14 protein-coding genes are annotated in these 14,264 nt (G+C 67.7%); 6 read left to right on the plus strand and 8 right to left on the minus strand.

Going from position 1 to position 14,264, the window contains the following annotated elements; all coding sequences use genetic code 11:
* Window positions 1–582 precede the first annotated feature (582 nt).
* Window positions 583–1,065, minus strand: coding sequence for a hypothetical protein (locus A3ES_RS54075; protein WP_157630575.1), 483 nt, complete (start codon window positions 1,063–1,065; stop codon window positions 583–585).
* Between the two features lie 591 nt (window positions 1,066–1,656).
* Here A3ES_RS54075 and A3ES_RS0117120 point away from each other — a divergent pair.
* Window positions 1,657–3,207, plus strand: a complete 1,551-nt coding sequence (locus tag A3ES_RS0117120; RefSeq protein WP_157630576.1) for a PEP/pyruvate-binding domain-containing protein — start codon at window positions 1,657–1,659, stop codon at window positions 3,205–3,207.
* Between the two features lie 172 nt (window positions 3,208–3,379).
* Here the strand turns inward: A3ES_RS0117120 and glmM are convergent, their stop codons facing one another.
* The 3 genes from glmM to rplM are packed head-to-tail and all read right to left on the minus strand — an operon-like array spanning window position 3,380 to window position 5,736.
* Window positions 3,380–4,726, minus strand: a complete 1,347-nt coding sequence (glmM, locus tag A3ES_RS0117125; RefSeq protein ID WP_020388066.1) for a phosphoglucosamine mutase — start codon at window positions 4,724–4,726, stop codon at window positions 3,380–3,382.
* 7 nt (window positions 4,727–4,733) lie between these two features.
* Entirely contained in the window at window positions 4,734–5,255 is a 522-nt protein-coding gene (gene rpsI, locus A3ES_RS0117130; RefSeq protein WP_020388067.1) for a 30S ribosomal protein S9, read from the minus strand.
* Between the two features lie 37 nt (window positions 5,256–5,292).
* A complete protein-coding gene (gene rplM / locus A3ES_RS0117135) occupies window positions 5,293–5,736 on the minus strand; it encodes a 50S ribosomal protein L13 (RefSeq protein WP_020388068.1) in 444 nt (147 codons plus the stop codon).
* Window positions 5,737–6,021: 285 nt separating this feature from the next.
* Here rplM and A3ES_RS0117140 point away from each other — a divergent pair, with 285 nt between their 5' ends.
* A complete protein-coding gene (locus A3ES_RS0117140; protein WP_020388069.1) occupies window positions 6,022–7,308 on the plus strand; it encodes a citrate synthase in 1,287 nt (428 codons plus the stop codon).
* A gap of 227 nt (window positions 7,309–7,535) precedes the next feature.
* Window positions 7,536–8,003 carry a DoxX family membrane protein gene (locus tag A3ES_RS0117145; RefSeq protein WP_020388070.1) on the plus strand — a complete coding sequence of 156 codons (468 nt, stop codon included), beginning with the start codon at window positions 7,536–7,538 and terminating at the stop codon, window positions 8,001–8,003.
* 73 nt (window positions 8,004–8,076) lie between these two features.
* On the opposite strand, the gene A3ES_RS0117150 is transcribed toward A3ES_RS0117145, so the two are convergent.
* Window positions 8,077–8,532, minus strand: a complete 456-nt coding sequence (locus A3ES_RS0117150) for a nuclear transport factor 2 family protein (protein ID WP_020388071.1) — start codon at window positions 8,530–8,532, stop codon at window positions 8,077–8,079.
* Between the two features lie 132 nt (window positions 8,533–8,664).
* On the opposite strand from A3ES_RS0117150, the gene A3ES_RS0117155 reads away from it, so the two are divergent.
* Entirely contained in the window at window positions 8,665–9,216 is a 552-nt protein-coding gene (locus A3ES_RS0117155; RefSeq protein WP_020388072.1) for a TetR/AcrR family transcriptional regulator, read from the plus strand.
* Entirely contained in the window at window positions 9,213–10,235 is a 1,023-nt protein-coding gene (locus tag A3ES_RS0117160; protein ID WP_020388073.1) for a glycoside hydrolase family 18 protein, read from the plus strand. The genes A3ES_RS0117155 and A3ES_RS0117160 overlap by 4 nt, the downstream gene beginning before the upstream one ends.
* On the opposite strand, the gene A3ES_RS0117165 is transcribed toward A3ES_RS0117160, so the two are convergent.
* Window positions 10,232–11,914 carry an ABC-F family ATP-binding cassette domain-containing protein gene (locus tag A3ES_RS0117165; protein ID WP_020388074.1) on the minus strand — a complete coding sequence of 561 codons (1,683 nt, stop codon included), beginning with the start codon at window positions 11,912–11,914 and terminating at the stop codon, window positions 10,232–10,234. The genes A3ES_RS0117160 and A3ES_RS0117165 overlap by 4 nt on opposite strands.
* 76 nt (window positions 11,915–11,990) lie before the next feature.
* Here A3ES_RS0117165 and A3ES_RS0117170 point away from each other — a divergent pair, with 76 nt between their 5' ends.
* Window positions 11,991–12,998, plus strand: coding sequence for a hypothetical protein (locus A3ES_RS0117170; RefSeq protein WP_157630577.1), 1,008 nt, complete (start codon window positions 11,991–11,993; stop codon window positions 12,996–12,998).
* On the opposite strand, the gene A3ES_RS0117175 is transcribed toward A3ES_RS0117170, so the two are convergent.
* Window positions 12,984–13,745: a hypothetical protein gene (locus A3ES_RS0117175; protein ID WP_020388076.1), complete on the minus strand. Its 762-nt coding sequence runs from the start codon at window positions 13,743–13,745 to the stop codon at window positions 12,984–12,986. The genes A3ES_RS0117170 and A3ES_RS0117175 overlap by 15 nt on opposite strands.
* Window positions 13,738–14,259: a SigE family RNA polymerase sigma factor gene (locus A3ES_RS0117180; protein WP_237744980.1), complete on the minus strand. Its 522-nt coding sequence runs from the start codon at window positions 14,257–14,259 to the stop codon at window positions 13,738–13,740. Before A3ES_RS0117180 ends, A3ES_RS0117175 begins: the two co-directional genes overlap by 8 nt.
* Window positions 14,260–14,264: the final 5 nt, after the last annotated feature.

Here is a 14,264-nt window from a genome sequence, read left to right on the forward strand (position 1 = left end):
CCCCGCCGCTCCTTCGTCGCGGCTCGCACTCAGGCGCGGGTTTGCCTTGCCGGAGGGTTTACAGCCACATCGGCAGGCGCACCGCGTCGGCCCACGCCTGGCACGGAGAGCAGCACCCACCGGCCCCGCCAGAAACGGCAGAGCCCCCGGGCGTACCCAGGGGCTCTGAAGTACCGGAACCTCGGCAGTGTGGCCTGCCCGCAAAACGGGCTACCAGGGACTGACCCGAGTCTTCACGAGGCAGCTTAGACCCGCCTGGTCAGAGCCCTCGACGTCTCCCACATGCTGCCCCGCGATGCCCCGAAGCTGCCCTCATCCTCAGAGGTCCGAACCTGAGTTGAGGGTCCAGCGGAACCACCCTGCAGCCCACGTCGTCGAGCAGTGACGCGAGGGCTAAAACGGTGTATTTGAGACGAGAACGGTGTTCTATCAGGTTGGTTCGGGTTCGGGAAGCTGCACACTCGGCTACTCAGTGCCCATTCTTCGTGCGAGCCGGTGGAGCCTGGGCGAGGGGCGCGACGTGGGCGGCTTCGGCGAGGTGACTGCGTACGTCGGATTCGACCCAGAGCCTGTCTCGCCAGCTCAGTGGGGGGTGGAGTTGGCGGCGTTTTCACAACTCCAACTCGCCAGCGTAGCGTCGTCATGTCGCTTCGTTCGAGGGTGAGTAGCGCCTTCCGGGTCAGCTGTCTCGATCTCACGGACATGGGCGATGAGTCCGGCCGGCCCGACTTTGTCGAGTAGATCGAGGTACTCCGGCCAGCGGTACAAGCCCATCTGATCAACCGGACGCGTCGCGCCGTCTGAGAAGATTGCCAGCCTACGAACGGCGGAACGTGGATAGCTGTTCGCGACGGCGTGACGCGCGGCCTCCGGGTCCGCTGCGGCAACCCACCAACCGTCAGGGCGGTTGCGGGTTCGGGTCTGGTTGCTGACCAGCGCCGTTAAGGCGGCCTTGTGCTCAGGTGTGTTGAACAGGAGACCGGCGACGGCCTCCGGCTCAGTGCCGGAGATCTCCTCGATTCGGAGATCGCAGGTGATATGCGGGCCGTGGTCGTTCTCAACCATCACGGTTACGTCTGAGAGCGCGAGTGTGTCTACGGTGTCTGTGCCGAGCCGGAGAATTCCGACCGCCGCACAAGGAGTGCCAGGGTCGCTCAGATCGCACGTGTCGGCATGGGATGCGGCCACCGCCGCTAGGGCCTCGTACAGGCCCTCTGTCAGCAGAAGGTCGGGCCGACCGACCAGGGCTGCCAGGGCACCCGCGCCAAGTTGTTGCGCGTACCAGGCGACGCCATGGTGGCAACCACCCATCGGCACACCGGCGCCGTCTACAACGATCGCCAGGTCAGGCGTGGCTACGACGAAGTCTTCGTTCGGCCGGCCTGGTGCTGCGTCCGTGGAGAGTGAGAACACTTAGCTTCCGCCAATCTCTGGTTCGACCGCCGCGAGCATCGCACAAAACCGTCCGACCTCGGGAATGTGGGACCACGGGGCCAGCCCAGAGGGCATGGTCCTGCGGAGGTCTTCGAGGGTACGAGTCGAGCCTGTCGCGATCGCGATTCCGTACGCTTCTTCGGCAGTTGCGGCTGCCAACTCAGGTTGCTCCGCAAGGATGTGTGCGCGTGCCAAAGAGCCGAGGTACTGGCCACGGTCGCGGTGATAGTCACGTGGCAGGCTTTCCAGAACCTCACCACGGTCGCGGAAGTAGCCGAAGCGGTTGCCGCCTGCTGGGTGTCCTTCTACAGCCCGAGCGCCGTCGTCGCCCGGCTCCGGGTCGGAGACGGCGATCCCGGCCCCCGCATTGGAGTGATCGTCCAGCAGATGGTTGCTGCCGACCTGGCCGGGGTCGCCTTCACTCAGGAAGATCGGACTGTGGTCTGCGCAACGGTGGGGACCGGTGAGCACCTGGTTGCCGGCCTGACCGCCACGAGCAGCTACGACATCACCGATCAGACCCTCCCGCCCCCTCCCTACGACCAGATCGCTGCCCTGGCCAGCCGACTACGGATCCACCTAGGACACGAGGTCGACATCGAATGGGCGTGGCAGCCAGACGGGCTACGACTGCTTCAGGTCCGCCCGGTCACCGCCGCCCTGCCCCTCGCCGAGCCAACCGGGCCGGTCTTCACCGCGACCTCGCTTTACTGCAGCGACCGTCTGCCGGACGGCGTCAGATTGGGTGAATGTGCCGAGGTCTACCTGAGCGTCACCACCAAACGCAGCAGCGTCTTCCATCTCGCCTCCCGACACGGCGTGAAGGTCGACGACGGCTGGCTGATCACTCTCAATGGGGCTGGTCTGGCCGAGCCTGGGACAAGACCACAGTGGTGGCAGCAGCTCGACGGCGAGGTCATAGTGGACCTTGGCCCAACTGCCCGCCAGAACATCCTTCCCGCCGCTGACCTGCAGGCGTTCCTGGGAACTGTCCTGAATCTGGACGGCGATCCGCGATCCCGGCACACAATCCTTCTGCGGCCATTCATCCGCGGCAGCGCGGGCGCCGTCACCCGGGCCAACCCAGACGGCACGACCACGATTGAGCACTCCCCGGACGGCCTGCTGGCCATCAACCGAGGCCTGACCAACCCGGGCTCACTCATCTTGCCTTCCTCAACCGACGAGCAATCCTGGGCGGCGCTGCAGGCAGCCGCACCGTGGAGTGCCGAGAACCTGCGGCAGATGGGCGAGTTCACCCAGACACTCACCGACCTTTATCCAGGGACGTTCCTGGAGTGGGTTCTGGAGGCTGGTGTACCGCATTTCCTGGACTACTCGACCACCGAAGCCGGCTTGGTCAGCAGCGGCCGGGGTAGCACCCTCAGCGCAGGAACAGCGCGTGGCCCACTTCTGATCCTGCCGGACGACGCCCCTCTCGCCCGCCTCTCGGTCGCACCCATCGTTTCGATCAGCGGCGACGCCGACGTGCCCGAGAGCCGCTACATCTCCGCCTTGCTGGCCCGGATCGCAACGCTACGTTCGCCACCAATCGTTGCCGCCAGCCGCCCGTACGTGATCTTGTCGCGGCTGATAGGACACGTCGCCGGTTTCGTCTTCACCGGCGGGTCAGACCTATGCCACCTGGCGATCCTGCTGCGCGAGGACCGCGTACCCGCCATCGTCGCCGACCTCACCAGCGGCGCGGACAACGGCGACCTGACCATCATCGACAACGGCCGCCTCCACATCACCGTCCCTGCCCGGATCTGAGGCAGGAGCTTCTGCCGAGGCAGTAAGCAGGCGACGACGGAACTCGCACGGCGAAACCCCAGCCCAAGCGAACCCGCGCGGTCGCGAGGCGCGACGTAGGAGCGGCGGATTTGGGGTGGGTGGGAGCCGCGACGGAGGAGCGGCGTGGGGGCTGCTCCTCCGTCGTACGTGCCTAGAGCTTGAGGGAGGTTTCCACGATGGTGGCTAGGTCGTGGGCTACCTCGTGGGCCGTGTCGGAGGACTCGGCTTCGACCATGACTCGGACGAGGGGTTCTGTGCCGGACGGGCGGAGGAGGACGCGGCCGGTGTCGCCGAGGCGGGTGGTGGCGGCGGCTACTGCTGCCTGTACGGCGGGGTCGGTGCCGGCTCGGGTCTTGTCGACGTTCGGGACGTTGACGAGGACCTGCGGCAGGCGGGTCATCACCGAGGCCAGGTCGGCCAGGGACTTGCCGGTCTGGGCCATGCGGGCCAGCAGCATGACGGCGGTGAGGGTGCCGTCGCCGGTGGTCGCGTGGTCGGAGAGGATGACGTGGCCGGACTGTTCGCCGCCGAGCTTGTGGCCGCCGGCCTTCATCGACTCCAGCACATAGCGGTCGCCGACCTTGGTCTGCTCGACCGCGATCCGCTCCCGCACCATCGCCTGGACGAAGCCCAGGTTGCTCATCACGGTGGCCACCACGGTGTCGTTGGACAGCCGGCCCGAGTCGCGCATCGCCAGGGCGAGCACGGCCAGGATCTGGTCGCCGTCGACGAACTCGCCGTCGGCGTCCACGGCCAGGCAGCGGTCGGCGTCGCCGTCGAGCGCGATGCCGAGGTCGGCGCCGTGGCCGATCACCTCGCGGCGCAGACCCTCCATGTGGGTCGAACCGCAGTTGAGGTTGATGTTCAGGCCGTCGGGGGCGGCGGCGTACGTGATCACCTCGGCGCCCAGCCGGCGCAGCGCTTCCGGTGCCGTCAGCGAAGCCGCGCCGTTGGCGCAGTCGACGACCACCTTCACCCCGTCGAACCGGTTCGGAGCCGAGCGGACCAGGTGCGAGACGTACGTCTCGAAGCCCTGGCCGTCGTCGAGAACGCGGCCGACCTTGGCGCCGGTCGGGCGCTGCCACTCCTCGCCCACCCGGGCCTCGATCGCGTCCTCGATCACGTCGTCGAGCTTGATCCCGCCGCGGGCCAGGAACTTGATACCGTTGTCGGGCATCGGGTTGTGGCTCGCGGACAGCATCACGCCGAGATCGGAACCGGTCGAGCCGGTCAGGTAGGCGACGGCCGGGGTCGGCAGCACGCCGAGCCGGACGACATCGACGCCGGCGCTGGCCAGACCGGCCACCACGGCTGCTTCGAGGAACTCACCGCTGGCACGAGGATCCCGGCCCACAACGGCGCGTGGCCGGTGCCCTTCGAAGGCACCGGCCTCGCCGAGTACGTGAGCTGCCGCGACCGAGAGGTCGAGCGCCAGCTCCGCGGTGAGATCCACGTTCGCCAGACCACGGACTCCGTCCGTGCCGAACAAACGCGACATCAGGTGATCAGCGCTTGCTGTACTGCGGAGCCTTACGGGCCTTCTTGAGACCGGCCTTCTTGCGCTCCTTGATCCGCGCGTCGCGGCTGAGCAGACCGGCCTTCTTCAGACCCGGACGGTTCGCCTCCTCGTCCGCGGCGTTCAGGCAGCGGGCGATCCCGAGCTGCAGCGCACCGGCCTGGCCGGTGATGCCGCCGCCGTTGATCCGGGCGATGACGTCGTAGGAGCCCTCGAGGCCGGCCACCACGAACGGCTCGTTCACGTGCTGCTGGTGAACCTTGTTCGGGAAGTAGACGTCGATCGGCTTGCCGTTGACGGTGATGGTGCCCGTCCCCGGGATGAGCCGGACGCGAGCCACGGCTTCCTTGCGGCGGCCGGTCGCGCCGGCCGGGTTGATCACCGCGACGCGGCCGGACTCGGCACGCTGCTCCGGGCTCGGGTTCGTCTCGGAGGTGTAGGCAACCGGACCCTCGGTGTCGATCGGCACCTCGGTGTCGAGTTCTTCGGTCTCGGTGGTGATGTCGCTCACGCTGTGAATCCTCGTTTACCTGGCTCGGCGATCGCTACTACTGAGCGATCTGGGTGATCTCGAACGGCTTCGGCTGCTGGGCCGTGTGCGGGTGCTCCGGACCGGCGTACACCTTGAGCTTGCCAAGCAGCTGCCGGCTCAGGCGGTTCTTCGGGAGCATGCCCCAGACAGCCTTCTCGACGGCCTTGCGAGGGTCCTTCTCGAGGATCTCGCCGACCGGCGTGGCCGTCAGACCACCCGGGTGACCCGAGTGGCGGTACGCCAGCTTGTCGGTCCGCTTGTTGCCGGACAGGGCGATCTTGGAGGCGTTGATGACGACGACGAAGTCGCCACCGTCCATATGCGGTGCGAACGTCGGCTTGTGCTTGCCACGCAGCAGGGTGGCGATCTGGACGGCGAGCCGACCGAGCACGACGTCGGTGGCGTCGATCACATGCCACTCACGGGTGACGTCAGCAGGTTTCGGGCTGTACGTGCGCACGGTCGTTGACCTTCGTTTCTCAGAGGTTGACAAAACTAGAACTGGTACGTCGGCGAGCGGCCCGCAATCACACCGGCGAGGACCAGGAACGCACAACAGCAGCCCAGAATACCGGCGCGGACGCCTCGGGGTCAAAGCGAGCCCGCACCAGCAGAGCACCCCGGCTTGGAAGCAGCTGAGGACAGCACTAGTTTAGCGGTGAAGATTGCAGTCCGATCCGCGTCCCGCCGGCGACGATAACCCTCAAATCACCGGACGATGACGCCAGCTTCCGAAGAGGGCATTGTGACCGAACAGTCGCTCACCGTCCGGGACAACCGGACCGGCAAGGACTACGACCTTGCCATCACCGATGGCACCATCCGTGCCGCCGACCTCAAGCAGATCAGCGCGTCCGATGGGGACGGTGGCCTGGCCACCTACGACCCCGGCTTCGTCAACACGGCCTCGACCAGGTCGTCCGTCACCTTCATCGACGGTGACAAGGGCATCCTGGAGTACCGCGGCTACCCGATCGAGCAGCTCGCCGAGCAGTCGAACTACCTGGAGGTCGCGTACCTCCTGGTGAACGGCGCGCTGCCGAACAAGGCGGAGTACGAAGCCTGGGTCCATGACGTGACGTATCACACGTTCGTGCACGAGAACCTGAAGACCTTCATGCAGGGCTTCCGGTACGACGCGCACCCGATGGGCATGCTGCTCGCCTCGGTGGGCGCGCTGTCCACGTTCTACCCGGAGTCGCGCGACATCTTCGACGAGGAGTCGCGGGCGCTGCAGATCCGCCGGCTGATCGCCAAGATGCCGACGCTGGGCGCGTTCTCCTTCCGGCACGCGCAGGGCAAGCCGTACGTCTACCCGGACAACGAGCTGAGCTACGCGGCCAACTTCTTGTCGATGCTGTTCAAGATGAGCGAGCCGAAGTACGCGGCCGACGACCGGCTGGTGCGGGCGCTGGAGATCCTGTTCATCCTGCACGCCGACCACGAGCAGAACGCCTCCACCAACGCGGTCCGGGCGATCGGCTCCACCCAGGTCGACCCGTACTCCGCGGTCACCGGCGGCATCGCGGCGCTCTACGGCCCGCTGCACGGCGGCGCCAACGAGGCGGTGCTGAAGATGCTGCGCCGGATCGGCTCGGTCGACAACGTGCCGTCGTTCATCGAGGGCGTGAAGGCCGGCGAAGAGCGGCTGATGGGCTTCGGTCACCGGGTCTACAAGAACTACGACCCGCGCGCCAAGATCATCAAGAAGGCCGCCGACGACGTGTTCGAGGTGACGGGGATCAACCCGCTGCTGAAGATCGCCGTCGAGCTGGAGAAGATCGCGCTGGAGGACGAGTACTTCGTCTCCCGCAAGCTCTACCCGAACGTGGACTTCTACTCCGGCCTGATCTACGAGGCCCTGCAGTTCCCGCCGGAGATGTTCACCGTCCTGTTCGCCATCCCGCGGACGTCGGGCTGGCTGGCGCAGTGGCTGGAGTCGCTCGGCGACACCGACCAGAAGATCGCCCGGCCGAAGCAGATCTACACCGGCGCCCGTGGCGTCCAGTACGTCCCGATGGGCGATCGCTGACCCACCCGCTCCACCTGAACGGCCCTTCGACCGCCATGGTCGGGGGGCCGTTCGCTACTCCCGGCGGCATCAGGGGAACCCCTAGGGCTACGCCGAGCGGCCCAGTCCGGAGTACGGCGTACTACCGCCGCTGCGGTACTGCGAGTGCAGCCGTCGGCCCGACGCGGTAGAGGGGGTGTTCCCGGGAGGCTGAAGGGGTCATCAAGGACCGATCGGGAGAAGCCATCATGAACATGTCAATTGCCCAAGGCAACAAGATCGCCGGCTGGCTGGGCCGGAGCAGCGTCGACATCCTGCGCGTCAGTCTGGGGCTGGTGTTCCTGGCCTTCGGAGCGCTGAAGTTCTTCCCTGGCGCGAGCCCCGCCGAGGCGCTGGTGATCCGGACCATCGACACCCTCACGCTGGGGATGATCGACGGGCAGGCCGCGCTGCTGCTCACGGCGGTGATGGAGTGCTTCATCGGCATCACGCTGGTGACCGGGAAGTTCCTGCGCACCGGGCTGCTGGTGCTGGGAATGTCACTGGTCGGCATCATGTCGCCGCTGGTGCTGTTCTTCGGGGATCTGTTCCCCGGGACGCCGACCCTGGAGGCGCAGTACGTGTTCAAGGACATCGTGCTGGCCGCGGCGGGTCTCGTGATCGCGGCCAAGGCGCTGAGTGTGTCGCCCCTCGGTGCGCGAAGGGTCAACGCTTGAGCTGGGGAGATTGGGAACGACCCCGGTCCGGCTTCGCTGCCTGGGACCGGGGCCGTTTCTGCGCTTCTGGGTACTACGACGCGTCCTGCGCCGGCGCCGGTTCCCGCAGTACCGCGATCAGTTGGTCGAGCTGGCCGCGAGCCCGGGCCATCGCCACATGGTCGATGTAGTCGCGCGACTCGACGATCAGCCCGTCGCGCACCCGCAGGACGAAAACGCACGGCACCCGGAACGACTCCCCCGTCGCGATCACTGTGCCGGCGTAGTCGAACTCCGCGACGATCACCTCCGGATCCTGGGTCTGGTGAACCCGGATCGCGTCCGGCTGGAACCGGATCACCTCCGCCACCCGCGGCCCGGCGCCGTTGAAGTGCTCGCGCAGTGCGTCCCGGCTGAGCAGCGGGTGATCCCCGTACGGCGACATCGGGTGCCGGACGTCGGTTTGCTCGGCGTACAGGGCCGGCAGCGCGGCGAGATCGCGGCCAGCGACGCCTTGCACCAGGCGCCGAAAGACCTCTTCAGGAGTCATCGGGTGTGTTGTCCTCACTGGAGTAAACGGAGTATCGACTCCGAATATAGGGAGTCCTGACTCCGTTTACAACCTCCGGCGGCTTTCGGGCGTCTCCTAGGCTGTCGAGTGCCGACCACAGCTAGGAGTGCGATGAGGCCGTTGCGTGCGGATGCCCGGGACAACCGGGCCCGGATCCTGATCGCCGCCGAGGACGTCTTCGGCCAGGCGCCGAACGCCTCGACCGAGGAGGTCGCCAAACTCGCCGAAGTGGGGATCGCCACGGTCTTCCGGCACTTCCCGACCAAGGTCGAGTTGCTGGAGGCGGTACTGACGGTGCGGCTGGAGCGGCTCCGGGATCGCGCGATCGAGCTGGCCGGGCATGACGACGCCGGGTCCGCGTTCTTCGGCTTCTTCACCCAGGTGGTGTCCGAGTCGGCGTCGAAACTGGCCATCGCCGAGGCGCTCAGCGCTTCCGGATCGGCCGCCGGCGAGGCCGCGAAGGAGGCCGGCGCGGGGATGCGCGCGGCCTTCGGAGTACTGCTCGATCGCGCTCAGCAAGCGGGCGCAGTACGGCGTGATGCGGGGTTCGCTGAGGTCTATGCCCTGCTGGTCGGCGCCTCCCGGGGTGCCACCGCGGCTGGGCTCGAACCGGCCGTCCGCGATCGCATGCTCGAGCTCGTCTACGACGGCCTGCGCTCATGAAGCGCTGGTCGCGACGACGCAAAATCCTGGTCAGCCTCATCCTGGCGTTCGTGCTGCTGATCCCGTTGCCGCTGGGCGCATTGGCGGTCTCGCTGCGGCTGGCGTACACGGGCGAGCCGTCAGCTGAAGCCAAGACCCGCGGGAAGGACGCCATCTGGCTCGGGCATGCCTGGGTCGACGGGCGGAAGACGGACGCCGACATCGCGGCGCTGGCCAAGCAACTGGACGGCACGGGCATCCGCGACCTCTACGTCCACACCGGTCCACTCGAACACGACGGCACCCTGCCGCTGGCGAAGATCTCCCCCAAGGCCCGCTGGTTCACCGATGCCGTGCACAAGGCGATGCCGAAGATCCGCGTGCAGGCGTGGCTCGGTGACGTACTCCAGCCGGAGAAGAATCCCGGCATGGACATCGACGACGCGGAGGTCCGTAGCCGGGTGACCACCACCTCCGAGCAGGTCCTCGCGCAAGGCTTCGACGGCATCCACTTCGACCTGGAACCGGTCCGCTCCGGCTCCAAGGGCTTCCTGGCGTTGCTGGATCAGGTGCACGCGATGACGTCGAAGCGCGGCGTACCGCTCTCGGTCGCCGCCGCGCAGCTCAACCCGGCGCCGGGCATGAACGGAGTAGTGGCGGGCATCAGCGGGATGAGCAAGTGGTGGTCGAAGTCGTACTTCCGCGACGTCGCGAGCCGGGTCGAGCAGATCGCCGTCATGTCCTACGACACCTGGATGCCGCTGGAATCCCTGTACGGCGGTTACCTCGTCCAGCAGACCGAGATGGCCCTGGAGGTCACCCCGGACCATGTCGACCTCCTGATGGGCCTCCCGTTCTACTGGGAGGACAACTTCTCCCACCGCGGCTCAGCCGAAACCGTCGAAGCCGCCGTCCGCGGCGCCCAACTCGGCCTCGGCACCTCGAACCGCCAAAACTTCGGCCTGGCCCTGTACGTCGACTTCGCCGCCACCCCAGACCACTGGACCGCCTACCGCCAGGGCTGGTGCCGCGCCGACTAGCGGGCGCGTTGGACCCGGGTCTCGTCCCAGATCGGTTCTGGGGATTCGTAGACGGTGCCGTCGCTGCCGAAGACCAGGTAGCGGTCGAAGCCGCGGGAGAACCAGCGGTCGTGGGTGACCGCCAGAACCGTTCCGTCGAAGGAGTCCAGGCCTTCCTCGAGGGCCTCGGCGGACTCGACGTCCAGGTTGTCGGTCGGCTCGTCGAGCAGCAGCAGAGTGGCGCCGGACAGCTCCAGCAGGAGGATCTGGAACCGTGCCTGCTGGCCACCCGACAACGAGTCGAAGGTCTGTTCGGCGGCGTGCGCCAGCTCGTACCGGTCGAGTTTGCGCGAGGCCAGCTCGCGGCCCATCCCGTCGCGGTGGTCGTCGCCGCGATGCAGGATCTCCAGCAGCGTGCGGCCGGCCAGCTCAGGGTGCTCGTGCGTCTGCGCGAACCAGCCCGGCCGTACTCGCGCGCCGAGCTTGGCGTTGCCGGTGTGCGCGACCGAGGGGATCACGATCTCGCCGACCGGCTGATGCTCGATGTCGGGATCGGAGCCGCCGTTCGCGAGCAGCCGCAGGAAGTGTGACTTGCCTGAGCCGTTGGAGCCGAGGACGGCCACGCGTTCGCCGTACCAGACCTCGAGGTCGAAGGGCTTCATCAGCCCCGACAGTTCCAGGCCGGTGCAGACGACGGCGCGCTTGCCAGTCCGGCCGCCGGTCAGCCGCATGCTGACCTTCTGCTCGCGCGGGATCGCCTGCGGCGGTCCGGCCTCCTCGAACTTCGCCAGCCGGGTCTGTGCCGCCTTGTAGCGCGACGCGAGTCCGTCGTTGTAGGCCGCCTTGATCTTGTACATCTGCACCAGCGCCTTGAGCTTGGCGTGCTCCTCGTCCCAGCGGCGGCGCAGCTCCTCCAGCCGCTCGAACCGGTGCTTGCGTGCCTCGTGGTACGACGCGAAGCCCCCGCCGTGCGTCCAGATGCTGTTGCCTGCGGCCCCTAATTCGACGGTGACGATCCGGGTCGCGGTGTTGGCCAGCAGCTCCCGGTCGTGGCTGATGTAGAGCACGGTCTTCTGCGTCGTCTTGAGCTGCTCCTCGAGCCAGCGCTTGGCCGGTACGTCGAGGTAGTTGTCCGGCTCGTCCAGCATCAGTACTTCGTCCGGCCCGCGCAGCAGGGCCTCCAGCACCAGGCGCTTCTGCTCTCCACCCGACAGCGTCTTCACCTCACGCCACCGGCAGCTGTCGAACGGGATGCCGATGGCGGCCATCGTGCAGACGTCCCAGAGCACCTCGGCGTCGTAGCCGCCGACCTCGCCCCAGTCGGACACCGCCTGGGCGTAGCGCAGCTGGGTCTTCTCGTCGTCGGCCTCCATCATCGCCAGCTCGGCCTGGTCGAGCTTGGCCGCGGCCGCGCGGATCCGGTCCGGCGCGACGCCGAGCAGCAGGTCGCGCACGGTCGTCTCGTCCCGCACCGACCCGACGAACTGCCGCATCACGCCCAGCCCACCGGACCGCGCGACGCTGCCACTGTGCGCCTTCAGATCCCCCGCGATGATCTTGGTCAGCGTCGTCTTGCCCGAGCCGTTGGCCCCGACCAGGGCGACCTTGGCCCCGTCCCCGACCCGGAACGTGATGTCGTCCAGCAACACCCGTCCGTCCGGCAACTCGAACCCGATCCCCGCAACCTCGACGTGACCCATGCCCCCAGTCTGACCGGCACCCGATCCGGCCGCGAATTGTTATCGCCCGTAAGGTCGTCGCCGTGAGGATCGGATGGTGATCGCGAGAGGTATCCGCCCGGACACCTTCGAGTACCAGTGGGCCGCCGCTGTGGTCGACGCGGTCGCCCGGCGGACCGGCGTACCGTCGCGGTGGAACCGTGAGTTGTTCGAAGAGCCCCTCCCGGGCAACGCCGGATCGGCGTTGGAGAGCGGCGGCCTGACCGTCGACCGCGAGGCGCTCGACCTGGTGGTCAAGGCGTACCAGGGCCAGCAGCTCGACGACGACGAGCTGGAAACGCTGCGCCAGGCGGTCACGACGGTCAGCCACGAGGCCAAGCACCTGACCAGCTGGCCCGGCGATCTGAACGCGCCGGACGCCGTCGGGCTGTACGAGCCGGACAACGTCTCGCTCGAGGAAGGTCTCGTCGAGGACTGGGCGCAGAACAACGTCGACGACGTCATCCGGGACATCGGCATGGACCAGGTGGTCCCCGGTCTCACCGGTCACCAGCCGGACGACACCTCTCCGGCGTACACCGCGGGCACGGACGAGCTGATCAAAGGGGTGTCCGAGCTCACCGGCGCCTCACCCGAGTACCTGCGGCAGAACATCGCCGCCACTGGCCGGGCGCAACGCTGGTCGGCGACCGCGCAGTACCTGGTGGAGCAGCGCCTCGGCGACCTGGTGCCGGCCGAGCACCGCGACGCCGTACGGGGGCAGGTGATGGACGCCATGCGGACGCAGTTCGCTCCGCTGAAGGCGCTGCACGACAGTGAGCAGAGCGACATGAGCAAACTGATCGCCGGTCATCAGATCGGGCAGCAGACCGTTGCCTCGCTGACGACCACGCTCAACGGCATCGAGAACCACTACCGCGAGCACCAGCAGCAGGCGGCTCTGCAGATCGACCCCGAGGTAGCGCAGCTGCGCAAGTTCCTGGACCAGCCGTCCGCCAGCCACGCGCCGGTACAGGCCGTGGACTCGCCCGCGACCACGCCCGACAACGTGCGCCCCCTCCGGGCGAAGCCGGATGCCCAGAAGGGGCAGTCACCATCCCTTTAGGTGGTCGAGGTAGATGCCACCGACCGGCCGGACGCCGCCCTTCATGAAGAGATTGAGCGGCGCGGCGTAGAGCCCGTACGTGCGGGTGCCGGTGAAGAAGCCGGCCGACGCGCAGCCGTCGTACCCGACCCAGATCTCGCGGATGCCGGTCGCGGTGTCGAAGCGCAGCACGATCGCTTCCTTCGGCCGGGCCGTCTCGGCGGTGCACTTGAACACCGGCAGGCTCGGATTGCGCTCCGGCAGCACCTTGATCGCGTCGACGACCTGCCGGGCAGTGGTCGCAGTGAAGGTGGCTGAACCGAGTAGCAGCTGCTCGCCCTCGACCAGTCGGTACCGGCAGGCCTCGAAGCCGAAGACCGGGGTGTCCAGGTCCAGGCCCGTCCCGGGCGCCACTGCCTCGTGGCCGGCGGCCGTGAGGATCGGATGCTGTGCGGGACACGCGCTGGCCGCCGCTTCCGGTTGGTTCTTCGAGTCCGTGCCACCGCCGGAGTCCTGTGCGCTGCTCTGGTTGTCACCGGTACTCGTGGGGATCGGCGACGGAGCTCCGATGGCGCCCCACACCCCACCGATCGCTACTGCGACCACTACGGCCGCAGAGCCGGCGATCAGCGTCTGGCGGCGTTTGTGGACCCGCCTGCGCGCCTCACGGGCCAGGCCGCGGTCTCGCAGGCCCTGCACGGTGTGGGCCTTGCTCTGGAAGGCGTCCGCGAGCTGCGGGCCGAGCTCCTGCTCATCCGGCTCAGGCATCCTCGGCTCCTTCCTTGCTCAGCGTGTTCTTCAAGACTGCCAGGGCCCGGTGCACGTGCGACCTGGCCGTGGCCTCCGCGCAGTGCAGCAGTACTGCGATCTCGGCGTACGACAGCTCCTCGTAGAAGCGGAGCACGACTGCAGCGCGTTGCTTGTCCGGCAAGGTCGCACAGAGCGCCCAGACGGCTTCTGCATCGGCTCTGCTGGCTGTGCCGTCCGGTGCGGCTGCAGCGGTCCTGGTCGGCTCTGCGGCAGGCGCCTCACGGCGACGGAACCGCCGCCACCACGAGATGTGCGCATTGACCACCATCCGCTTCACGTACGCCTCGGGGTCGTCGGCCTGGCTGACCCGGCCCCAACGCGCACAAGCCGTCGTCAACGCGTCCTGGACGGCGTCCTCCGCCAGTTGGTGGTCGCCCGTCAGCACATAGGCGAACCGCAGCAGCGCGTCCGCCTTCTCGGTCACCCACGACTCGAAGTCGATCGCACTGGACTGCGCCTCTGCTTCCGCCAAGGCTG

Source organism: Kribbella catacumbae DSM 19601 (assembly GCF_000372465.1).
GTDB classification, from domain to species: Bacteria; Actinomycetota; Actinomycetes; order Propionibacteriales; family Kribbellaceae; genus Kribbella; species Kribbella catacumbae.

Bases quoted from the DNA above. Each gene is read 5' to 3' on its own strand.
- A3ES_RS0117165 (WP_020388074.1), bottom strand. From the start codon at position 11,914: ATGGGTCACGTCGAGGTTGCGGGGATCGGGTTCGAGTTGCCGGACGGA.
- A3ES_RS0117175 (WP_020388076.1), bottom strand. From the start codon at position 13,745: ATGCCTGAGCCGGATGAGCAGGAGCTCGGCCCGCAGCTCGCGGACGCC.
- A3ES_RS0117150 (WP_020388071.1), bottom strand. From the start codon at position 8,532: ATGACTCCTGAAGAGGTCTTTCGGCGCCTGGTGCAAGGCGTCGCTGGC.
- A3ES_RS0117160 (WP_020388073.1), top strand. From the start codon at position 9,213: ATGAAGCGCTGGTCGCGACGACGCAAAATCCTGGTCAGCCTCATCCTG.
- glmM (WP_020388066.1), bottom strand. From the start codon at position 4,726: ATGTCGCGTTTGTTCGGCACGGACGGAGTCCGTGGTCTGGCGAACGTG.
- A3ES_RS0117155 (WP_020388072.1), top strand. From the start codon at position 8,665: ATGAGGCCGTTGCGTGCGGATGCCCGGGACAACCGGGCCCGGATCCTG.
- A3ES_RS0117145 (WP_020388070.1), top strand. From the start codon at position 7,536: ATGAACATGTCAATTGCCCAAGGCAACAAGATCGCCGGCTGGCTGGGC.
- A3ES_RS54075 (WP_157630575.1), bottom strand. From the start codon at position 1,065: ATGGTTGAGAACGACCACGGCCCGCATATCACCTGCGATCTCCGAATC.